This window comes from Streptococcus anginosus (assembly GCF_900636475.1).
GTDB classification, from domain to species: Bacteria; Bacillota; Bacilli; order Lactobacillales; family Streptococcaceae; genus Streptococcus; species Streptococcus anginosus.
In genome coordinates, this window is sequence record NZ_LR134283.1 from 1,817,363 (window position 1) to 1,840,221 (window position 22,859).

The window sequence follows — 22,859 nt, forward strand, 5'->3', positions numbered from 1 at the left end:
ACGGAGGAAGGTAAGAATGAGCGATATGACTGTTTTGCATCAAACGTTTGATTTCTCAGGCTGTAAAATTGCTTTGCTGCATGGCGATACAATTTTAACCATTTTAAGAGACGATATTTCGACTATTCCTTACCCGAATATGTGGGATTTTCCCGGCGGTGGGAGAGAAAAGGACGAGACACCTTTTGAGTGCATTAGAAGAGAAGTCTTTGAGGAGCTGGGCATTGAACTCAAAGAGGAATCCATTACATGGGTCAAATGTTATCAAGGCTTTGTTCATCCTGAGAAAGTTTCTGTTTTCATGGTGGCTTCTATCTGTCAAGAACTGATAGATCAGATTGTCTTTGGTGACGAAGGACAGGGCTACAAATTAGTAAATATAGAAGAATTATTAGCGGATGAAAACGTCATCCCGCAGTTGAAAAGTAGATTGGGAGATTATTTGGAGGTGCAGAGATGATTCATATAGAACAAGCAGAAGCTACAGATTTAGAAACCATTATCAGTATTCAACGTGCTAGTTTTAAAGCTGTCTACGAAAAATATCATGACCAGTATGATCCTTATCTGGAAGATAGGGAGCGGATTAAGTGGAAGTTGGTGGAACGTCTTAATAGTTTTTACTATTTTGTCAAAGATGATGAGGAAATTGTTGGCTTTCTTCGCTTGCAAACCAACGATGAGCGAACAAAAGGTTGGCTTGGTACAGCTGCGATTTTACCTCAATATCAGCGAAAAAGCTATGGCTACGAAGGGATTCGCCTGCTAGAGAAAAGATTTCCGACGATTACTCAGTGGGATTTGTGTACGGTTTTCCAAGATGAGCCTATGGTCAAATTTTATGAAAAATGCGGCTATCATCAAACGCATACTGAACCAGAGCAAGAGGGTATGGATATGGTTTATATGACGAAGAGTATTAAAAGAAAGGAATGACACATGAACACTTGGCAAGAACTAACTATTACGGTCAGCCGTGAGGCGGAAGAAGCAGTCAGTAATATTCTGATTGATTTAGGCAGTCAAGGTGTGGCGATTGATGACAGTGCGGATTATCTGGGGGAAGCTGGTCCTTTTGGGGAGGTGCTGCCTCAGGTAGAGCAGCTGAATACGGTTGCCATTACGGCTTATTACCCAGAAACAGCGAATCTTGAAATGATTCGTCAGGAAGTGAAAGAGCGGTTGGCGCAGCTTAGGGATTTTGGTTTGGAGATTGGAGAAACCCAGTTAACCACTCAGCAGCTGGAGGAGGAAGATTGGGCGGACAATTGGAAAAAATATTTTGAACCGGCTCGCATTACACATGATTTAACTATTGTGCCGTCTTGGACGGACTATGAGGCTGGTCCGAGTGAAAAGGTCATCAAGCTAGATCCCGGTATGGCCTTTGGAACGGGCACTCATCCGACCACCAAGATGAGTCTCTTTGCTTTGGAGCAGGTCTTGCGGAGCGGAGAAATCGTGCTGGACGTAGGCACTGGCTCTGGCGTTCTCTCTATTGCTAGCTCTCTCTTGGGTGCCAAGGAGATTTTCGCCTATGACTTAGACGATGTGGCTGTCCGTGTTGCTCAGGAAAATATTGCGCTGAATGCTGGGACTGAAAATATTCACGTAGCAGCTGGCGACCTTCTCAAGGGCGTTGCTATCGAGGCGGATGTCATTGTAGCCAATATTCTGGCAGATATTCTGGTAAATCTGACGGATGATGCTTACGGTTTGCTTAAGGATGAGGGCTACCTGATTATGAGCGGGATTATCTCTGAGAAATGGAATCTGGTGCGGGAGTCAGCAGAAGCTGCTGGATTTTTCCTTGAGACCCACATGATTCAGGGCGAGTGGAATGCCTGTGTTTTTAAGAAAACCAAGGAGATTTCAGGAGTGATAGGAGGTTAGATGCAGCAATATTTTGTGAACGGGCAGGTTGAAAATCCTGTCATTATCAGAGATAAAGATACCCTTAAGCATATGTTTTCTGTGATGCGTTTGGTAGAAGATGATGAAGTGGTGCTGGTTTTTGAAGATGGCATTAAACGTCTAGCAAGAGTTTCGGATAGGGAGCGCCATGTGTTGAATCTGGTAGAAGAATTGCCAGACAACGCGGAGCTGCCGCTTCATGTGACGGTTGCTTCTGGCTTTCCCAAGGGAGACAAGCTGGAATGGGTGGCTCAGAAAACGACAGAATTGGGTGCAGCTGCTATCTGGGCCTTTCCGGCAGACTGGTCTGTTGCCAAGTGGGACGGCAAAAAACTGGCTAAAAAGAGTGAGAAATTGGAGAAAATTGCTCTTGGAGCAGCCGAGCAAAGCAAGCGCAATCTGATTCCAGAAGTCCGACTTTTTGAGAAGAAAGTTGATTTTTTAGATTGTTTGAGTCAGTTTGACTGCGTCATTGTAGCCTATGAAGAATCTGCTAAAGAGGGAGAGTCTGCTGCTTTGGTCAAGGCTGTGACAGGACTCAAAAAAGGAAGTCGGATTTTATTTGTTTTTGGTCCAGAAGGCGGTCTGTCTCCAGCAGAAATTGCCACATTGGAAGATACAGGAGCGATACTGGCAGGACTGGGTCCACGTATCTTGCGGACAGAGACAGCTCCGCTTTACGCATTAAGTGCAGTTAGTGTTTTGACAGAGTTGATGTAGCCGGAAAGTTTCATTGATCAAGCTCATTTCTATTGTTCTTAACTCTTAACTTTGGTATAATATAAGTGAAATATCTAGTTTAGCTAGAAAGGATGGAAGCACGGAAACAAATCTGCTGGCTAGATTGCGAAAACTGCTTTTGCTTGGTAAGGAGAGGAGGTTCATCATGTCTTTATCTACCTTATTTGAGCTGTTTATTGCTATTTTAGGTGTTGTATCAGCTTGCTATCTCATTTATGCTTATGTTGAATTTATCGGAGATATGCTACATGCAGAAAAGCATCACCTCTTCCATCACAACCCGCCTATTTAAGGCGGGCTTTTTCTAAACTTAGGGTAATTGCTATTTACTGGATATGGCTTATATGTAATCGCAGTTTGAAAAAAATCGACCATTTCTCACAGAAGCTTTGCATTCTTCTGTGTTTCCTTGTTTTCATATCGGTCTAAAAATGATAAAATGGTAGGAAGAACTGGAGAGAGAAAATGCCAAAAGAAGTGAATTTGACGGGCGATCAAGTGGTCGCTCTTACTAGAAAGTATTTATCATCAGAAGATGTTGTCTTGGTTCAAAAAGCTCTATTCTATGCAGTAGATCGACATAGAGGGCAATTTCGCCAATCAGGGGAGCCCTATATCATCCACCCGATTCAAGTGGCAGGGATTTTAGCTAAGCTAAAGTTGGATGCGGTCAGTGTCGCTTGCGGTTTTTTACATGATGTTGTAGAAGACACAGCTGCAACTTTGGACGATTTGGAAGGCGAATTTGGACATGATGTGCGCGTGATTGTAGATGGTGTGACCAAACTTGGTAAAGTCAAGTATATGTCTCACGAGGAACAGTTGGCTGAAAACCACCGCAAAATGCTAATGGCGATGTCCAAGGATATCCGTGTCATTTTGGTCAAGCTGGCGGATCGTTTGCACAATATGCGAACGCTCAAGCATCTGCGCAAAGACAAGCAGGAACGTATCTCACGTGAAACCATGGAAATTTATGCTCCGTTGGCTCATCGCTTGGGGATTTCGAGCGTCAAATGGGAATTGGAAGATTTAGCTTTTCGATATTTGAATCCGACAGAGTTTTATAAGATTTCTCACTTGATGAAGGAAAAACGTCGGGAACGTGAGGAGTTAGTGGACGAAGTGGTTCATAAGATTGAAACCTATGCGTCTGAGCGTAATCTTCATGGGGAAATTTACGGTCGTCCAAAACATATTTATTCCATTTATCGCAAAATGCAAGACAAGAAAAAGCGCTTTGATGAAATTTATGACCTGATTGCCATTCGCTGCATTTTAGATACGCAAAGTGATGTGTACGCTATGCTGGGCTACATTCATGAACTTTGGCGCCCCATGCCTGGGCGTTTCAAAGACTATATCGCCAATCGCAAAGCGAACGGTTATCAGTCTATCCACACCACCGTTTATGGACCTAAAGGTCCGATTGAGTTTCAAATTCGGACGAAAGAGATGCACGAAGTGGCTGAATACGGGGTTGCCGCTCACTGGGCTTATAAAAAAGGCATTAAAGGTCAAGTGGATAGCAAAGAATCTGCGATTGGGATGAATTGGATCAAGGAGATGATGGAACTCCAAGACCAGTCTAATGATGCACAGGATTTTGTGGATTCTGTCAAAGAAAATTACCTTGCTGAGGAAATCTATGTCTTTACACCGGACGGAGCTGTCCGCTCGTTGCCAAAAGACTCTGGACCGATTGATTTTGCTTATGAAATCCATACTAAAGTTGGTGAAAAGGCGGTTGGTGCCAAGGTCAATGGTCGCATGGTGCCGCTGACTACAAAGTTAAAAACAGGGGATCAGGTCGAGATTATCACCAGCTCCAATTCCTTTGGACCGAGTCGCGACTGGATAAATGTTGTAAAAACAAGCAAGGCTCGCAATAAGATTCGTCAATTTTTCAAAAACCAAGACAAGGAATTGTCCATTTCTAAAGGGCGCGAACTCTTACAGGCACAATTCCAAGAACATGGCTATGTAGCCAATAAATACATGGACAAAAAACACATGGAAGAAGTCCTGCAAAAAACGAGTTACAAAACAGAAGAAGCTCTTTTTGCGGCGATTGGTTTTGGTGAGATTGGTGCGATTTCTATTTTTAACCGTTTGACAGAAAAAGAACGCCGTGAGGAAGAGCGCGCTAAAGCGAGAGCTGAAGCAGAAGAGCTTGTCAAGGGCGGCGAAGTGAAGCGTGAGAATAAAGAAACGCTGAAAGTCAAGCATGAGGGCGGCGTTATTATCCAAGGTGCGTCGGGGCTTTTGATACGGATTGCCAAATGTTGCAATCCAGTTCCTGGTGACGAGATTGTCGGGTATATTACCAAAGGTCGTGGGGTGGCGATTCACCGTAAGGACTGTATGAATCTGCGGGCGCAGGAAAATTATGAACAGCGCTTGATTGATGTCGAATGGGAAGAAAATACCTCTACGAAGGAATACACAGCGCATATTGATATTTATGGTTTGAATCGAGCAGGTCTTTTGAACGATGTGCTGCAAGTTTTGTCCAATACAACCAAAAATATCTCCACTGTCAATGCACAGCCAACGAAGGATATGAAATTTGCCAACATCCATGTTTCTTTCGGAATCGCTAATTTATCTATGCTCACAACAGTTGTAGATAAGATTAAGAGCGTGCCTGAAGTTTATTCTGTCAAACGGACAAATGGCTAGGTGAGAACAGCAGAGCGGAAATGTTTTGCTAGAATTGCGTTTTTGCGAATTAATTCACAAAATGTAACGGAAATTAGGAAGTTCAACAATGAAAATAGTGATTCAGCGTGTGAAGCGGGCTTCGGTATCGATTGATAGCGAACTTTACAATCAAATTCAGCAAGGCCTGCTGTTACTAGTCGGTGTAGCACCAGATGATTCTCAAGAAGATGTAGAATATGCAGCAAGAAAAATTGCCAATATGCGGATTTTTTCAGATAAAGAAGATAAAATGAATTTATCTGTCAAAGATGTGAAAGGAGAAATTCTCTCTATTTCTCAATTTACCCTTTACGCAGATACAAAAAAAGGGAATCGTCCAGCTTTTACAGGCGCTGCTCAACCAGACTTGGCTAGTCAATTGTATGATGATTTTAACGAATTGCTAGGTCGAGAAATACCTGTTAAAACAGGTGTTTTCGCAGCTGATATGCAGGTTGAGTTAGTCAATGACGGACCGGTGACGATTGTGTTAGATACGAAGAATCGTTGAGAAAATGATAAATAAAAACGAGTCTGGACAAAACTGTTCCAGACTTGTTTGCTTTCTAGGATAAAACTCAATACGCATTGAGCAGTCTCCAATGTGTTAATGTTATCAGTTTCGACTTCCTTTTATATTTTTTCCACATAAAGCTGTTGAGCGATAGCAGAGTTGACTTGCAGCTCTTTTCCATTGACCTTGAGCGCATACAGTTGAGCGTAAGGATCGTATTGCTCCAGAATCAGCGTATCTCCCAGATGTAAATCGTGTTTTTCCAAATATTTTAATAATTCAAATTCATCGTGAACTCGTGTTAAACGATAGATCCCAGCATTTTCGACTTGATCTAAAGTCAATTGGTATTTTTCGACCAATAATTCACCTTTTGCAGGAATGGTTCCGCCGTGGGGACAGGTTTCTGGGAAATTCAGCATTTTTTCTAAGCGCTCGACAAATAATTCTGAAACGGTGTGTTCTAAGACTTCCGCTTCTTCATGGATTTGATCAGTCGTATATCCCAAATCATGTACGAGGAAAGCCTCGATGAGTCGGTGCTTGCGATATAGCTCAGAAACAAGATGTAAACCAAGATCTGTCAGTAAATAACCGCTTGTTTTATCTTTTACAATCAATTTTTCGGCTTTCATCTTTTTAATCATTTCTGTAACAGCTGGGGGAGATACCTGCATTTGGGCGGCAATTTCTTTATTTGTAATTTTTTGAGTATGCGTACCAATCTCATAAATACATTTGAGGTAATCTTCTTTGTTTGGGGTCATGTTGTCCTTTTACTCCTTATCTTACTAGTATATCAAAAATAACTTAAGAATACAGCAGATAACCGCTTGTTTCAGAGAATGAAAGGCTTATTATTCAAGAAGAATTTCAAGTAAAAAGGAACTGGCAATCAATTCCGGCTCCTTTTTCCATTTCTTATTTGCTAAGACCTTCTGAAATCTTATCTAAGTTCCATTTCATCATATCGTAGTAGCTATCTCCTTTTTCACCTTTTTCAGCGATTGAATCAGTGAAAATCTTGGCATAAATTGGAATTTTTGTATCTTTTGAAACAGTCTTCATTGGACGGTCATCAACACTACTTTCAACAAAGAGTGATGGCACTTTTGTTTTACGAAGTTTTTCAACCAATGTTTTGATTTGGTCTGGAGTTCCTTCTTCTTCTGTGTTGATTTCCCAGATGTAAGCAGATGGCACGCCGTAGGCTTTAGAGAAGTATTTGAAGCAACCTTCGCTGGTAACAATCATTTTCTTTTCAGCAGGAATGTTGTTGAATTTTGCTTTTGCTTCCTTGTCTAATGATTCGAGTTTTGCAGTGTAGGCTTTCAAATTCTTTTCGTAAGTTTCTTTATTTTTAGGATCTTTTTCAATCAACCGTTTTGCAATATTTTTTGCATAGATAACTCCGTTTTCAAGATTGAGCCAAGCGTGTGGGTCTTCTTTTCCTTTTTCGCTTTGACCTTCAAGATAGATGACCTCAACACCGTCACTTACAGCATAGTAATCTTTGTTTTCAGTCTTTTTCGCATTTTTAACTAATTTTGTAAACCAAGCATTTCCGCCGGTTTCCAAATTGATACCATTGTAGAAAATCAAATCAGCTTTTGATGTTTTTTTCACATCTTCTGGTAATGGTTCGTATTCATGTGGATCTTTTCCGACAGGAACGATACTGTGCAGATTGATTTTATCACCGGCGATATTTTTTGTAATATCAGCGATGATCGAGTTGGTAGCAACAACATTCAATTTTGAATTCTTGGTAGAAGTTCCTTTTTGACCAGCGCAGGCAAAGAGTCCTACGACAGCCAAAAACAGAACGGCGATAAAACCTAATTTTTTCATATAAGGTTCTCCTTTAATAAATGAAATACTAATTTTATTTTAGCTTGGGTTTATTTTTTAGTTTGTTAAATCGTTGTTTTGGAGCGATAAAGAAACTAATGGCAAAGATAATGGCAGATGTCAGTACAATACTTGAGCCGGCCGCAACATTAAAGGTATAGCCAATGAAGAGTCCTAAGACAGATGCAATTGCCCCCAAGCTAGAAGACAAGATAATCATTGTTTTAAGACTGTTAGCGTAAAGATAAGCCGTAGCAGCAGGTGTAATCAGCATGGCAACAATCAAAATTGTTCCCACGCTTTGCATAGCTGTAACTGCAACCAGCGTCAAGAGAATCATTAAGAGATAATGATAAAAGTTGACTGGCATCCCCATCGCTTTTGCCAGAAGTGGATCGAAAGATGTAATCAATAATTCTTTGAAGAACATTCCAATGACAATCAGGACAGCGATTCCGACACCGATTGTAATCCACATGTCGATGTCTTGTACGGCCAAGATATTCCCAAAAAGAATATGGAAAAGGTCAGTTGAACTATTCGCAACCCCGATCAAGATGACTCCAAGAGCTAAAAAGGAGCTAAAAGTTATTCCAATGGCAGTATCACTTTTGATAATTGAATTCCCTTTAATATAAGTAATAATGACCGAAGCTAAAAGTCCAAAAACAATGGCTCCGATAAAGAAGTTGATTCCTAAAATAAAGGAGAGTGCAACTCCTGGCAAGACTGCGTGTGAAATGGCATCGCCCATCAAGGACATGCCTCTTAGGATAATGAAGCAGCCAACTGCTCCAGCAACAATCCCGATGACAATGGCCGTAATCAGTGCATTTTGTAGAAAATGGAAATTTTGTAGTCCATCAATAAATTCTGAAAACATATTAGAGACCTCCATTCACAAAAAGCTGAGAGCCATAGGCTTTTTTCAAGTTTTCTTCTGTGAAAGTTGATGAAGTTTCCCCAATGGCAATGAGTTCTTTATTCAAAATTAAAACTTGATCAAAGTAATGTGGGACTTTTCCTAAGTCATGGTGGACGATGAGAATCGTTTTTCCTTGTTCTTTTAGATTGCGTAGCGTTGTCATGATAATTTCTTCGCTGATTGAATCAATCCCGACAAATGGTTCATCTAGAAAGATACAGTCTGCTTCTTGTACCAGACAGCGCGCAATCAAGACCCGTTGAAATTGCCCTCCTGATAATTGGCTGATTTGGCGTTCAGCATAATCCTCTAAGCCGACAATGCGCAGCGCATTTGTCACCTTGTCCCAGTCTGTGCTTTTTAGTCTGTGAAACAATTTCACTTTTGGATACAGTCCAAGCGACACACATTCTTTTACTTTGATAGGAAAGTTGTAATCAATGTGAACTTTTTGTTCCACATAAGCTACATGGCTAAGTACTTTTGAGAATTCTTTATCATCAAGATAAGTTTGTCCAGCGTGGTCAATGATGCCCAACATCCCTTTTAAAAGGGTGGATTTGCCAGCTCCGTTTGGACCGATAACTCCCATGATAGTTGGGCCTTGGATTTCCAAAGAAATCTGATTGAGAGCAAGTGTCTCCTGATAAGAGACACTTAAATTTTCGATACGTATCATTTTTATACACCCCTACTGTTAATATACATTAAAATAAAAATTAAGTCAAGTTAATTTTTAGAATTTTTAAGAAAAATCAGAAGCAAGGTTTGCCAGAAAACTCCCTTTTGATAAAAGTTTGATTATTCAGAACTTTTTTGATAGGATTAAGATAAAACAATGAAAGCGAGAACAAGATGACACGTTTACAAGATGATTTTTTTGACTATGTTAATGGTGAATGGGAAAAAACAGCAGTTATTCCTGATGACAAGCCTATGACAGGTGGATTTATGGATCTGGATCAAGATATTGAAAAATTGATGCTAGCTACAACTGATAAATGGTTAGCAGGTCAAGATGTACCGGATGATCCAATCTTGCAAAATTTTGTGAAATACCATCGTTTGGTGGCAGATTTTGACGGACGGGAACAAGCAGGAGTTGCTCCAGCGATGCCGCTTGTGGAAGAATATAAAGCGCTTGGCTCTTTTAAGGAATTTGCAGATAAGATTGCTGAATATGAAATGGCTGGAAAGCCAAATTTCTTTACTTTTGATGTTGCTCCAGACTTTATGAATGCGCAAATGAATGTTCTCTGGGCCGATGCGCCTGGAATCATTTTGCCAGATACAACCTACTATGAAGAAGGAAATGAAAAAGGCAAGGAATTGCTGGCAATCTGGCGGAAAATGCAGGAAGAATTGTTGCCTAAATTTGGCTTTTCGGCAGAGGAAACAAAAGATATTTTGGATAAATATCTGGAATTGGATGCTAAATTAGCCAAGTATGTCCTCTCTAATGAAGAAAGTTCAGAATATGTGAAATTGTATCATCCTTACGATTGGGCAGAGTTCACGAAGCTAGCTCCAGAATTGCCACTTGATGCGATTTTTACAGAGATTTTGGGACAAATCCCAGACAAGGTGATTGTTCCGCAAGAGCGCTTCTGGAAAGAGTTTGCGGCGGAATATTATTCAGAAAAGAATTGGGAGCATTTGCATGCGGCACTGAAGTTATTCTCTACTGGAGCATGGACTTCTTTGCTCACTGAAGAAATTCGTGTCCTTTCAGGTACCTATGCACGCGCTATCTCAGGTGTTCCAGAACCTCGTCCAAAAGAAAAGGCAGCTTACCAGCTAGCGCAAGGTCCATATAACCAAGCACTTGGTTTGTGGTATGCGGGAGAAAAATTCTCACCTGAAGCAAAAGCAGATGTAGAGCACAAAGTTGCTGCTATGATTGATGTTTATAAGTCGCGTCTGGAAACGGCGGATTGGCTCGCTAAGGAAACACGTGACAAAGCGATTGTCAAGCTCAATGTCATCACACCGCATATCGGCTATCCAGAGAAATTGCCAGAAACCTATGAGAAAAAAGTGATTGATGAGAATTTGAGCTTAGTTGAAAATACTCGAAACTTAGCAAAAATTTCTATTGCGCATACATGGAGCAAGTGGAACAAGGAAGTGGATCGCAGTGAATGGCACATGCCAGCTCATATGGTCAACGCGTATTATGACCCACAGCAAAATCAAATTGTGTTCCCAGCAGCTATTCTCCAAGCGCCATTTTATGATTTACATCAATCTTCATCAGCCAACTATGGCGGTATCGGTGCGGTGATTGCTCATGAAATTTCTCATGCCTTTGACTCAAATGGAGCTTCATTTGACGAACACGGAAGTTTGAACAATTGGTGGAAGCTAGAAGATTACGAGGCCTTTCAAGCACGTACTCAAAAGGTGATTGAGCAATTTGACGGACAGGATTCTTACGGTGCTAAAGTCAATGGGAAACTAACTGTTTCAGAAAATATTGCAGACCTTGGTGGTATTGCGGCAGCACTGGAAGCCGCTAAGAAAGAAGCAGACTTCTCTGCAGAAGAATTCTTTACTAATTTTGCCCGTATCTGGCGCATGAAAGCTCGTCCAGAATACATGCAAATGTTAGCCAGCGTGGACGTGCATGCTCCCGGCAAACTTCGGACAAATGTTCAATTGCCAAACTTTGATGATTTCTTTACGACTTTTGATGTTAAAGAAGGCGATGGCATGTGGCGCAAACCAGAAGACCGCGTGATTATTTGGTAATGGTTCACTTTACTTAAAACCAGTTGGAAGGCACTAGCCCCATAAAATGAGACACAAGAAAAACTCTCCTGTTGAAATCTAGTAAACTAGAAACAGGAGTGTTTTGTTATGGTCAAAAAAGCGTATTCGGTAGAAACTAAGTTAGCCTGTATAGAAATGAAGAAAGCAGGTAAGTCCAATAAGGTTATCATGGAGACTCTGGGCATCAAAAATGTTAGTCAGGTCAAAACCTGGTGGCGATGGTATCAGAATGATGAACTGCACCGTTTCCACCAACCTGTGGGGAAACAATATACCTACGGTAAAGGAATGGAACAGCTATCTGAAGTGGAACAACTACGCCTACTACAGGTGGAATTGCTAAAAAAGTATCGGAGCTTGGTAAGGTCATTGACACAGTAAGTCTTATCAAGCTGGTGGAAGAATACAAAAACGTCTGCCCAGTATCCGTCATTCTGGACTGTTTCGGTATCAAACGATCCACTTTCTACCGTTGGAAAGCAGAAGGTGAAAAACCTAAGAAAAGGGACGAGGTTGTAGAAAAAATAGAGCGAATCTGTATGGAAAATCAGTTTATCTACGGCTATCGTACCATCACTCGATTGCTTTAGAAAATTCATGGACTAGTTGTCAATCATAAGAAAGTTTATCGTATCATGAAGGAGAATGGTTGGCTCTGTCGTGCCCGTCCTAAGAAGGTGCCAAATCTAGGTAAGCCCTACTATGTAACAGAGAATAAGCTAGACCGTGATTTTAAAGCAGAAAAGTCACTGGAGAAGCTAGTCACAGACATGACCTACCTCTACTTTGGAAACTGTAAACTCTACCTTTCCTCTATCATGGATCTCTATAATCGTGAAATTGTGGCTTATACCATCTCATATTGTCAGGATACGGACTTTGTGTTGGATACTTTGAACCAACTGAATGTGTCTCAAGGAGCGCTCTTGCACAGCGATCAGGGCTCTGTCTACACCTCAAAAGCATATTACCAGGCTTGCACAGAAAAAGACATTATCCGCTCTATGTCCCGTAAGGGAACACCAGCGGATAATGCCTGTATCGAATGGTTTCATTCTGTCCTAAAGTCTGAAACCTTCTATCTCCATAACTGGAGAAACTTAACCAAAGATAGTAGAACAGATATTGTTAATCTTACATCATATTTTATAATGAAACTAGAATTCAACAGAGATGAAACGACCGGTCTCCTGTAGATTACAGAAAACGGGCCGCCTAAAAAAGGGGGCTTCTGTCCCATTATTGGGGTGCAGTACCGAATGACCAGCTGTTTTTTTGTGTTTGAGAATATAGAAACAGACTTTCCTTAATTATGCCTTTTAAAATCGCCTAAAAATGGTATAATAATAACATCACAAAATTGGAGTGAATCAATGACTTTTTATAATCACAAATCAATTGAAAAAAAATGGCAAAATTATTGGGCGGAAAATCATACGTTTAAAACAGGAACAGACGATGATAAACCAAATTTTTATGCGTTGGATATGTTCCCTTACCCGTCTGGAGCTGGTCTTCACGTAGGACACCCAGAAGGCTATACGGCGACTGATATTCTTAGCCGCTACAAACGTGCTCAAGGCTACAACGTTCTTCACCCAATGGGCTGGGATGCTTTCGGACTTCCTGCCGAGCAATACGCAATGGATACAGGTAATGACCCTGCTGAATTCACGGCGGAAAATATTGCCAACTTCAAACGCCAAATCAATGCACTGGGTTTCTCTTATGACTGGGATCGTGAAGTGAACACAACGGATCCTAACTACTACAAATGGACTCAGTGGATTTTCACAAAATTATATGAAAAAGGGTTGGCATACGAAGCTGAAGTGCCAGTTAACTGGGTTGAAGAACTAGGTACAGCCATCGCTAACGAAGAAGTGCTTCCTGACGGAACATCTGAACGTGGTGGTTACCCAGTTGTTCGTAAACCAATGCGCCAATGGATGCTGAAAATCACAGCTTATGCTGAACGTCTGCTCGAAGATTTAGAAGACCTTGATTGGCCAGAGTCTATCAAGGACATGCAGCGTAACTGGATTGGTAAATCAACTGGTGCCAATGTTACCTTTAAAATTAAGGATACTGATAAAGATTTCACTGTCTTTACCACTCGCCCAGATACCCTCTTTGGTGCGACTTATGCTGTTTTAGCGCCTGAACACCCACTTGTTGATGTGATTACAACACCAGAACAAGCGCAAGCTGTTGCTGACTACAAACATCAAGCAAGCCTTAAATCTGACCTTGCTCGTACAGACCTTGCTAAAGAAAAAACAGGTGTCTGGACTGGTAGCTATGCCATTAATCCAGTAAATGGCAAGGAAATCCCAATCTGGATTGCAGACTATGTTCTTGTAAGCTACGGTACTGGTGCTATCATGGCGGTTCCTGCTCACGATACACGTGACTGGGAATTTGCCAAGCAATTTCATTTGGAAATCATTCCAGTTCTTGAAGGCGGAAATGTTGAGGAAGGAGCTTTCACAGAAGACGGTCTTCACATCAATTCTGGCTTCTTAGACGGCCTTGATAAAGCACAAGCTATCGATAAAATGGTTGACTGGCTGGAAGCAGAAGGCGTTGGTAACAAGAAAGTGACTTACCGCTTGCGTGACTGGCTCTTCTCACGTCAACGTTATTGGGGTGAACCAATCCCAATCATCCATTGGGAAGACGGCACAACAACAGCTGTTCCAGAAGAGCAATTGCCGCTTGTATTGCCAGTAACCAAAGACATCAAACCTTCAGGTACAGGTGAAAGCCCACTTGCTAACTTGACCGATTGGCTGGAAGTGACGCGTGAAGATGGGATGAAAGGTCGCCGTGAAACAAACACAATGCCACAATGGGCAGGCTCTAGCTGGTATTATCTTCGCTATATCGACCCACACAACGATGAAAAATTAGCTGATGAAGAATTACTCAAGGCTTGGCTGCCGGTTGACATTTACATTGGTGGTGCAGAACATGCAGTGCTTCACCTTCTTTATGCTCGTTTCTGGCACAAATTCCTTTATGATTTAGGTGTCGTTTCAACCAAAGAACCATTCCAAAGACTCTTTAACCAAGGGATGATTTTAGGAACAAGCTACCGCGACCACCGTGGTGCACTTGTGGCAACTGATAAAGTTGAAAAACGTGATGGTTCATTCTTCCACATTGAAACTGGTGAAGAACTTGAACAAGCACCAGCGAAAATGTCTAAATCACTAAAAAACGTTGTGAACCCTGACGATGTGGTTGAACGTTATGGTGCAGACACACTTCGAGTGTACGAAATGTTCATGGGACCACTTGATGCCTCAATCGCATGGTCTGAAGAAGGTCTTGAAGGCTCACGTAAATTCCTCGACCGCGTCTATCGCTTGTTGACAACAAAAGAAATTGTTGCAGAAAACAGTGGCGCACTTGATAAAGTCTACAACCAGACAGTCAAGGCAGTGACCGAGCAGCTTGAGGAACTCAAGTTTAACACAGCCATTGCTCAATTGATGGTATTCGTCAACGCTGCCAATAAAGAAGACAAACTCTTTGTTGGCTACGCTAAAGGTTTTGTACAATTGTTAGCACCATTTGCACCACACCTTTCTGAAGAATTGTGGCAAACATTGACACAATCAGGTGAATCAATTTCATACGTTCCTTGGCCAACATGGGATGAAGCAAAACTCGTTGAAGATGAGGTTGAAATTGTCGTGCAAATCAAGGGGAAGGTTCGTGCGAAACTTGTGGTCGCAAAAGACTCAAGCCGTGAAGAGCTTGAAAAGCTTGCCCTTACCAATGAAAAAATCCAGTCTGAAATCGCTGAAAAACAAGTGGTTAAGGTGATTGTAGTCCCTAACAAACTTGTTAATATTGTTGTCAAGTCATAGGTTCTGTTAGCCTTATCTGCAACCTTCAATAACGTTTCAAGCTGTTGGAGCTACCTAAATTGGTGAATATTGTTGCGAAATAAAAGAAAAATGAGGATTCTGATAACATTTGGAATCCTTTTTTGCTACCTCTAAAAAATTTAATTCACTTTTTTTCATTTTCCTCTTGACATGGAACTCGTTCCAGATTGTACAATGAAGTCAAGCTAGCGAAGAAATAAGATTTGAACTCGGAGTGGAGCGCAAATCCATAAAGAAAAGGAGAGAAAAATCATGCAAACAAGAACGATTAAACGTATTTTTACTGATATGGATGGGGCGCTTTTAAATTCAAAGGGGCAAGTTTCCGAAAGGAATGCCAGACGCATTCGCAGAGCAGCTATTCCGATTACGCTGGTCTCTACGCGTGCGCCAATGGAGATGCGTGAGGCTATTGAATTGTTGGATTTGCAAGTTCCGCAAGTGGGCTTTAATGGTGGTTTAATTTATGAGATTGTCAATCATCAAATTCGTCCGCTGCACATCAAGATTATTTTCAAGCAGACTGCGGCAACGATTTTACAGGCTGTGCGGCAGCATTTTCCACAGGTCAGTCTCAGTTATTATGACTTGAATCATTGGTATTGTGATACAGTAGATGAAGGGATTCGTTACGAATACGACTTGACTCATCAGGCACCGACTCAGGTTCATGATGAAGATTGTTTTCTTTCAGCTTGTGATAATCTGTTTAAAATCATGATGATTAGCTTTGAAGAGGAAGAAATGCAAGATTTGCAGACTTATCTGAATAGTCTAGGACTAACTAGTGTTACAATTCTGCGTTCTGGTCGGTTTTATTTAGAAATCACTAGCAAAGAAGCTCGAAAATCATCAGGGATTGATTACATTAGTTGGAAAGAAAATCTAAAAAAAGAAGAAACGGCTGCCTTTGGTGACGGTCACAATGACATTCCGATGCTAGAAATGGTTGGTTTTCCGATTGTCATGGCCAATGCCTTTAAGGATGTGAAGGCACATGCTTTTAAAATTACCAAGAGTAACGATGAGGACGGAGTTGGTTACGGAATTCACAGGTATCTCGTCAGTTAAGTGTTGAAAATCAGAAAGGAACTCAATGACCAATATTCGAGAAATAGCGGAGTTGAGTGGCTATTCGGTGTCTAGTGTATCGCGCGTGCTCAACAATCCCCCATATGTGTCAGACGAGGCACGGGAGAAAATCCTGCAAATTGTCAGAGAACTAGACTATACTCCAAATCTAGTCGCAAAAGAACTGAGTTTGGGCAACACTTATAAAGTGGGTGTAGTCATTCCTCATGTGCGTCACACTTATTTTACCAAGCTCATCAACGGTATGTTGGATCAAGCGCAGAGAAGTGCCTATAATTTGCTGCTTTTGCCGTCTCAGTATGACAAAGAACTAGAGCTTCAGTACCTGGAACAATTGCGAGGTCAGGCTTTTGATCATTTGATTTTCACCTCACGAAGCATAGGTTTGGAAACCATTGCTTCCTATGCTAAGTACGGAAATATTGTCTGCTTAGAAACGGTAAATCATTCTCAACTGAGTAGTGTCTATGTGGATCGCAAACCAGCTTGTAGAGAAGCTTTTCGCTGGTTGAAAGAACTGGGTTATCAGCATTTAGCCCTTGTTTTCACTCGTAAAGACAAACGCAGTTCCACCTATCGTATGGTCAGAGAGGCTTATGATGAAGTCTACGGATCGGAACATGAACCGGTGATTATCGAAGGAGTTACGATAGAAGAGGATGCTTATCAGAAAGCTCAGGAACTATGGAACCACCCGGAGATTGACTGTATTCAAATGGAGATGACATGGCAGCAGGCTTTATGCAGGCTTATGAAGAAGCTGGAAAACAGCTCCCCTTCATCATGGGGCAAGAAAACATGCTGGCTGGACGGCTCTTGGGTCTCTCTACCATATACAACAAAGTCCTATCAGCTGGGTCAGGAAAGTTTCGAGCAGGTTTTATCTGAAGAGAAAAAAACCATTGTGCTCAAATCAGAGTTTATCCAGCGATAAGAGACTTGTTGTTTTTCAAATTAGCTTACTTATTTAATAAAGAAGAATCACCTTTCAAATCAAGGTAATTTTTTACTGAAATTTTTCTAAACAGGAAATATTGACAAGAAAAAGTAGACAGTGTATACTTTTTGAGGCAAAAAATGAAACGAAATACGGCAGAGTTAAAAGAAAGACTGATCCAGACGGGGATTAAAGAGATTGAAGACCATGGTATCGACCAGCTATCACTGAGGACTGTCGCTAAATCCTGCGGTGTTACTCACGGCACTCCTTACCGGCATTTTGAAAGTAAAGAAAACTATTTAAAAGTCGTTTTAAAACGCCTTTCTGCTTTTCTCAACCAAGAGATCCAAAAAAAGATCGATTGGAAGGCTTATGCACGAAATCAACTGGCCCAAATGGGATTTAACTTCATCATCTTTGCGAAGGATTACCCCTATTTCTTTGAAGCCCTCTTTATTAAATTTCCTTTTAAGTATATGAAAGTCACTCAGGATACTATTTCGCTGGATTCTGATTTGCCAGGATTCGCTGCATTTAAACGGATTGTTTTAGAGCTTCGTAAGGAGGAAGGCTTTACCAACAGCGAAGCTGAAACACTGTTTCACTTTTGGAGTTTTATTTCAGGTCTTGCTGTTTTGGCGAACAGTCCCATTGGACGTGACCTTGACAACAAAGCCATCCAGACTAACATTGAGCATATGCTTGATGTCTATATAAAAGGAGAACGGTCATGAAAATCTTAATTGTTTTTACTCATCCAAACCCTCAAGGTTTTAACGGTGCTATTCTCAAGCAAGTCCAAACCAATCTTTCTGAAGCGCATTCTTGAGAAAATCTAAAATAAGTTTGGAAAACAGTCAGTGTTTTCGATAACTGCAAAGCTGCTAAATGATAGCTACAAAAGGAGGTTTATCATGGCAAAAACAATTGTTCTTTATTTTTCAAAAACAGGCACGACTGAAAAAGTAGCAGAAGTCATTGCTAGTAAATTAGGTGCTGATGTCTACCAAATCGTAGAAGCTGTTCCTTATACGAATGCCGACTTGAATTGGAATAATCCAACAAGTCGCGCTAATATCGAACAAGGCGATGAAAGTGCTCGTCCTACCTATAAAGGCGAGCTACCTGACTTGACATCGTATGACCAAGTCATTATTGGCCATCCAATTTGGTGGGGACGTCCGCCACGTATTATTCAGACAGTAATGGAAAATCTGAATTTAGCTGGCAAACGGGTTGCAACTTTTACAACTTCTGGTGGCTCTACTTATAGTGAAGCTCAAGCGGTCATTGATCAAATGGTGAAAAATAGCGCTCGAGGGCGTGTATTGTCTAACCAAACAGAAGCCACTAAATGGTTAGCGAGTATTGGATTTTAAGTGGACGCTAAGTTGGCTGTTAAAAGCAACTTACATAAATAAAATAGAAAACACATTTAATCTCTGTCAAAAAAACAGAGATTTTTTGTTTGAAAACCTTTACATTTTGTTGATAAATATATATAATATCTACAGAAAACGTTTGCACTAGCCTAAAAATATTTGTGCAACTAAAAAATAAAGGGGTTTTCTTTTTATGAAGAAAGTTTATCGTTTACAATCTCGAACAGCTGAGAAGCGTCAGCATTTTGGAATCCGCAGATTAAAAGTAGGGGTAGCGTCTATTGCTATTTCTGCTAGTGTCTTTTTGGCGGGGAATGTCTTAGCGCAAGCAGAGGAAGCAAATAGTTTCGAAAACACATCTATTGAAACGGTGCGACCAACATCACCAACAAGTGAGCGATCTGATAAAGTAGAAGTGACGAATCATCAAGCAGTCGTTTCGGAAAAGTCGGAAAATCAAGGGCAAGCAACCAACTCGCTTTCGGCAACACCTAGTGTTGCCAATTCTTCGCGTACAGCTTCAACTGAGGGAAGCTCATCAGAAAAACTTGACTTGACTCAAGCTCGCTCCGTAAGAGAAAATACCCCAGCTTCAACGACGGATTCAAGTACGGAAGTTCAATCTACGGAGAAGGAAACTGCACAAGCAGCAGAAGAAAAAACGGCAACGAAGCCTGTTGAGAAAGTTGCATCAGATGCGACACCAGCTAAAGAAGACAAAATTGAAGAGGGCAGCATTCGTCTGCATTTTAAGACACTTCCGTCGGAGAATTTAGCTAGTCTTGGCTTGTGGACCTGGGATGATGTGGAGACACCTTCCAGCCAAAAAGGCAGCTGGCCGACAGGAGCAACTAGCTTTTCAATGGCTAAAAAGGATGATTATGGCTATTATCTTGATGTCAAAATGGCACAAAAACGGAGTAAAATTAGTCTCTTAATCAATAATCCAGCAGGTACAAATCTAACAGGTGACAAGACGATTGAATTGCTCAGCCCGAATATGAACGAGGTCTGGTTTGACAAGGATTACAATCTTCATACCTATGAGCCTCTAAAAGAGGGCATGGTGCGAATCAATTATTATCGGACAGACGGGAATTATGACAAGAAGTCTCTTTGGCTTTGGGGAGATGTGGAAAATCCTAGCAAAAATTGGCCTGACGGAGTGGATTTCGAAAAAACAGGCAAGTATGGTCGCTATGTAGATGTTCCTTTAAAAGATGCTGCAAAAGCAATTGGTTTTCTGCTTTTAGATGAAAGCAAATCAGGTGACGATGTGAAGATTCAACCGCAGGATTATAATCTGACAAATTTGAAGAAAAACAGTCAAATTTTCCTCCGAGATGTAGATCCGAATATTTATACCAATCCGTATTTTGTCAATGATATCCGCATGACAGGTGCTCAGCATGTCAGCCTGACGGAGATTGAAGCAACTTTCTCAACCCTTGAAAATGCCAAAAAGGAAGATATTCTTAAGAATCTAAAAATTACAGACAAGGACAGTAAAGAAGTGGTTGTGAAAGACATTGTGCTTGATCCCAAAACAAAGAAAGCAAAAATCATAGGAGACTTTGGACAAGCGCAAGCTCCTTATAAGGTAAAGTATGGCAACGACCAATTTAAAACCAGTATGAATTGGCAGTTGAAGGACATTCTCTACAAATATGATGGTGAATTGGGTGCGCGTGTTAGCCAAAAAGGCACGAAAGTGGATGTTACCTTTTGGTCACCAAGTGCGGATCAGGTAGATTTGGTTGTTTATGATAAAAATGATCAGAACAAAGTAGTTGGTAAGGTAGCGATGACAAAAGGAGAAGCTGGTACTTGGAAGACAACATTGACATCGCAAACAAATCTAGGAATTAAGGATTATCGCGGTTATTTCTATCATTATGAAATTACGCGCGGTGATAAAAAAGTACTAGCTTTGGATCCATATGCCAAATCTTTGGCAGCTTGGAACAGCGAAGATGCCGAAAAAGGTGAGTCTTACAAGATCGCAAAGGCAGCTTTTGTTGACCCAAGTGAGCTTGGTCCGAAAAATCTGACCTATGCGAACATTCCAGGCTTCAAGAGTAGGGAGGATGCAGTTATCTACGAAGCGCATGTCCGTGATTTTACTTCTGACGCAGCTATTTCTAAGGATTTGAAGTCTCAATTTGGAACATTCTCAGCTTTCGTTGAAAAATTGGATTATTTAAAAGAACTTGGGGTTACTCATATTCAGTTGCTGCCGGTTTTAAGTTATTATTTTGTCAATGAATTGAAAAATGCCGAAAGATTGGACAAGTATGCTTCTAGCAATAGCAACTACAACTGGGGTTATGATCCACAAAACTACTTCTCCTTGACAGGAATGTATTCAACCAATCCGACAGATCCAGCTAAGCGCATTGAAGAATTTAAAAATCTTGTTCATGAAATTCACAAGCGCGGAATGGGTGTGATTATGGATGTGGTTTATAATCACACGGCAAAGACCTCTATTTTTGAAGATTTAGAGCCGAATTACTATCACTTTATGGATGCAGACGGCACTCCTAGAACTAGTTTTGGTGGTGGACGTTTGGGAACGACGCACTACATGAGTCGTCGTGTTTTGGTGGATTCTATCAAATATTTGACGAGCGAATACAAAGTGGATGGCTTCCGTTTTGATATGATGGGAGATCACGATGCAGAATCCATTCAAAAAGCGTATGAGGAGGCTAAAAAGCTCAATCCAAATCTGGTGATGCTAGGTGAGGGGTGGAAGACTTACGCTGGAGATGAAAATAAACCAGTCCAACCAGCGGATCAATCTTGGATGAAATCTACCGATACAGTCGGTGTATTCTCAGATGATATTCGAAATACCTTGAAATCTGGTTATCCGAACGAAGGATCGCCTGCCTTTATCACAGGTGGAAAACGCAATGTCGAAGATGTTTTCAAAAACATCAAAGCACAACCAACGAATTTTGAAGCAGATGATCCGGGAGATGTGATTCAGTACATTGCTGCGCATGATAATTTGACCCTCTTTGATGTGATTGCTCAATCTATTAAAAAAGATCCAGCTATCGCAGCGAACAATCAAGAAATTCACCGTCGCCTGCGTTTGGGCAATCTAATGATCCTTACTTCTCAAGGGACGTCATTCCTTCACTCTGGACAAGAATACGGACGAACCAAGCAATTCCGTGACCCTGCTTATAAATATCCGGTTTCAGAAGACAAAGTACCAAATAAATCACACCTGCTGACCAATGCGGACGGCACACCATTTGAATATCCTTACTTTATCCACGACTCTTATGATTCGAGCGATGCAGTCAATCATTTTGACTGGACGAAGGCAACAAACAGTGACAAATTCCCTGAAAATACGAAGAGCCGCGACTATGTGAAAGGGCTGATTGCTTTGCGGAAGTCAACAGATGCCTTTACACGCAAGACCAAAGCCGAAGTCGATCAAAATGTTACTTTAATCACTCAGCCGGGTAAAGACGGGGTTGAAAAAGAGGATACAGTTCTTGGCTACCAAGTTGTGGCTTCAAATGGAGACATTTATGCTGTCTTTGTTAATGCGGATAACAAGGAGCGGAAGTTTAACTTTGGCGAAGCCTACAAGCATTTGGCAAATGCTCAAGTCGTGGTAGACGGTAATACCGCAGGGGTAACGGCTATTTCAAATCCAGCTGGTGTGACCTTAGGAGCAGACGGGGTTACCTTAGCACCATTAACAGCGACGATTTTACGCATTCAAAAAAATAGCAAACCAAATCAAGAAAAACCAGATCAAGAAAAACCAAAAGAAGAACAAAATCAAACCAAGCCTTCTACGCCGAAAGGAGAGTCTGGTCAAACAACGACTTCGTCAACACAGTCAAATACTTCAGCTAGTCAGACGCAGCAACAGCAAGTAGGAGCTGGAAAAGCAGATAAGACTTTACCGTCCACAGGGACGACAATTTCCATTGCTGGCGTGCTAGCAGGAATTGGCTTGTTGTTATCAAGTGTAGTTGTCCTTAAGAAAAAGAAATAAAGATTGAAGGTTTGTGAGCTGTAGGGATTCTAAGCTCCTTACAGCTCATTATTTTAGATGAACTTGTTAGCTGTCTTCTGTAAATCTATTTTTCTC

Annotated in this window: 18 protein-coding genes and 2 pseudogenes; 16 read left to right on the forward strand and 4 right to left on the reverse strand. The window is 41.2% G+C overall.

Annotated features, from left to right (window positions below; genetic code table 11):
* Nucleotides 1-16 precede the first annotated feature (16 nt).
* The 7 genes from EL079_RS09070 to dtd all read left to right on the forward strand — a co-directional run bounded on the left by EL079_RS09070 (nucleotide 17) and on the right by dtd (nucleotide 5,869).
* Nucleotides 17-460 carry an NUDIX hydrolase gene (locus EL079_RS09070; RefSeq protein ID WP_003030923.1) on the forward strand — a complete coding sequence of 148 codons (444 nt, stop codon included), beginning with the start codon at nucleotides 17-19 and terminating at the stop codon, nucleotides 458-460.
* Nucleotides 457-936: a GNAT family N-acetyltransferase gene (locus EL079_RS09075; RefSeq protein ID WP_003030928.1), complete on the forward strand. Its 480-nt coding sequence runs from the start codon at nucleotides 457-459 to the stop codon at nucleotides 934-936. The genes EL079_RS09070 and EL079_RS09075 overlap by 4 nt, the downstream gene beginning before the upstream one ends.
* Before the next feature lie 3 nt (nucleotides 937-939).
* Nucleotides 940-1,893, forward strand: a complete 954-nt coding sequence (prmA, locus tag EL079_RS09080) for a 50S ribosomal protein L11 methyltransferase (RefSeq protein ID WP_003030897.1) — start codon at nucleotides 940-942, stop codon at nucleotides 1,891-1,893.
* On the forward strand, nucleotides 1,894-2,634 hold the full coding sequence (locus tag EL079_RS09085; RefSeq protein ID WP_003030880.1) for a 16S rRNA (uracil(1498)-N(3))-methyltransferase: 741 nt from the start codon (nucleotides 1,894-1,896) through the stop codon (nucleotides 2,632-2,634).
* 166 nt (nucleotides 2,635-2,800) lie between these two features.
* Nucleotides 2,801-2,947, forward strand: a complete 147-nt coding sequence (locus tag EL079_RS09700) for a hypothetical protein (protein WP_003028899.1) — start codon at nucleotides 2,801-2,803, stop codon at nucleotides 2,945-2,947.
* 173 nt (nucleotides 2,948-3,120) lie between these two features.
* On the forward strand, nucleotides 3,121-5,337 hold the full coding sequence (locus EL079_RS09090; RefSeq protein ID WP_003030920.1) for a RelA/SpoT family protein: 2,217 nt from the start codon (nucleotides 3,121-3,123) through the stop codon (nucleotides 5,335-5,337).
* 88 nt (nucleotides 5,338-5,425) lie between these two features.
* Complete coding sequence (gene dtd / locus EL079_RS09095) at nucleotides 5,426-5,869, forward strand: D-aminoacyl-tRNA deacylase (protein ID WP_003030869.1); 444 nt, start codon at nucleotides 5,426-5,428, stop codon at nucleotides 5,867-5,869.
* A 122-nt stretch (nucleotides 5,870-5,991) separates the two neighbouring features.
* On the opposite strand, the gene EL079_RS09100 is transcribed toward dtd, so the two are convergent.
* From EL079_RS09100 to EL079_RS09115, 4 genes are all read right to left on the reverse strand, one after another.
* Complete coding sequence (locus EL079_RS09100) at nucleotides 5,992-6,639, reverse strand: metal-dependent transcriptional regulator (protein WP_003030882.1); 648 nt, start codon at nucleotides 6,637-6,639, stop codon at nucleotides 5,992-5,994.
* Between the two features lie 154 nt (nucleotides 6,640-6,793).
* Nucleotides 6,794-7,723 (reverse strand): metal ABC transporter substrate-binding protein, encoded by a 930-nt coding sequence (locus tag EL079_RS09105; protein ID WP_003030891.1) that lies wholly within the window; start codon nucleotides 7,721-7,723, stop codon nucleotides 6,794-6,796.
* A 34-nt stretch (nucleotides 7,724-7,757) separates the two neighbouring features.
* The gene (locus tag EL079_RS09110) at nucleotides 7,758-8,606 is read right to left on the reverse strand and encodes a metal ABC transporter permease (RefSeq protein ID WP_003030850.1); all 849 of its coding nucleotides are present in this window, start codon (nucleotides 8,604-8,606) and stop codon (nucleotides 7,758-7,760) included.
* Nucleotide 8,607: 1 nt separating this feature from the next.
* Entirely contained in the window at nucleotides 8,608-9,327 is a 720-nt protein-coding gene (locus EL079_RS09115) for a metal ABC transporter ATP-binding protein (protein ID WP_003030892.1), read from the reverse strand.
* Between the two features lie 176 nt (nucleotides 9,328-9,503).
* Between EL079_RS09115 and EL079_RS09120 the strand changes: the two genes are divergently transcribed.
* From EL079_RS09120 to EL079_RS09160, 9 genes and pseudogenes are all read left to right on the forward strand, one after another.
* A complete protein-coding gene (locus tag EL079_RS09120; protein ID WP_003030898.1) occupies nucleotides 9,504-11,399 on the forward strand; it encodes a M13 family metallopeptidase in 1,896 nt (631 codons plus the stop codon).
* 108 nt (nucleotides 11,400-11,507) lie between these two features.
* A pseudogene (locus tag EL079_RS09125) lies at nucleotides 11,508-12,597 on the forward strand (IS3 family transposase).
* Nucleotides 12,598-12,793: 196 nt separating this feature from the next.
* On the forward strand, nucleotides 12,794-15,298 hold the full coding sequence (leuS, locus tag EL079_RS09130; RefSeq protein WP_003030907.1) for a leucine--tRNA ligase: 2,505 nt from the start codon (nucleotides 12,794-12,796) through the stop codon (nucleotides 15,296-15,298).
* Between the two features lie 273 nt (nucleotides 15,299-15,571).
* Nucleotides 15,572-16,390, forward strand: a complete 819-nt coding sequence (locus EL079_RS09135) for a Cof-type HAD-IIB family hydrolase (protein WP_003030903.1) — start codon at nucleotides 15,572-15,574, stop codon at nucleotides 16,388-16,390.
* Nucleotides 16,391-16,415: 25 nt separating this feature from the next.
* A complete protein-coding gene (locus EL079_RS09140; RefSeq protein WP_003030899.1) occupies nucleotides 16,416-17,345 on the forward strand; it encodes a LacI family DNA-binding transcriptional regulator in 930 nt (309 codons plus the stop codon).
* Between the two features lie 143 nt (nucleotides 17,346-17,488).
* Nucleotides 17,489-18,085, forward strand: a complete 597-nt coding sequence (locus EL079_RS09145) for a TetR/AcrR family transcriptional regulator (RefSeq protein ID WP_003030906.1) — start codon at nucleotides 17,489-17,491, stop codon at nucleotides 18,083-18,085.
* Nucleotides 18,082-18,177: pseudogene (locus tag EL079_RS09150) on the forward strand (NAD(P)H-dependent oxidoreductase); the annotation flags it as partial. The gene EL079_RS09145 and the pseudogene EL079_RS09150, both read left to right, overlap by 4 nt.
* Before the next feature lie 88 nt (nucleotides 18,178-18,265).
* Nucleotides 18,266-18,730 (forward strand): flavodoxin, encoded by a 465-nt coding sequence (locus EL079_RS09155; RefSeq protein ID WP_003030911.1) that lies wholly within the window; start codon nucleotides 18,266-18,268, stop codon nucleotides 18,728-18,730.
* A gap of 196 nt (nucleotides 18,731-18,926) precedes the next feature.
* The gene (locus tag EL079_RS09160; protein WP_003030912.1) at nucleotides 18,927-22,763 is read left to right on the forward strand and encodes a pullulanase; all 3,837 of its coding nucleotides are present in this window, start codon (nucleotides 18,927-18,929) and stop codon (nucleotides 22,761-22,763) included.
* Nucleotides 22,764-22,859 lie beyond the last annotated feature (96 nt).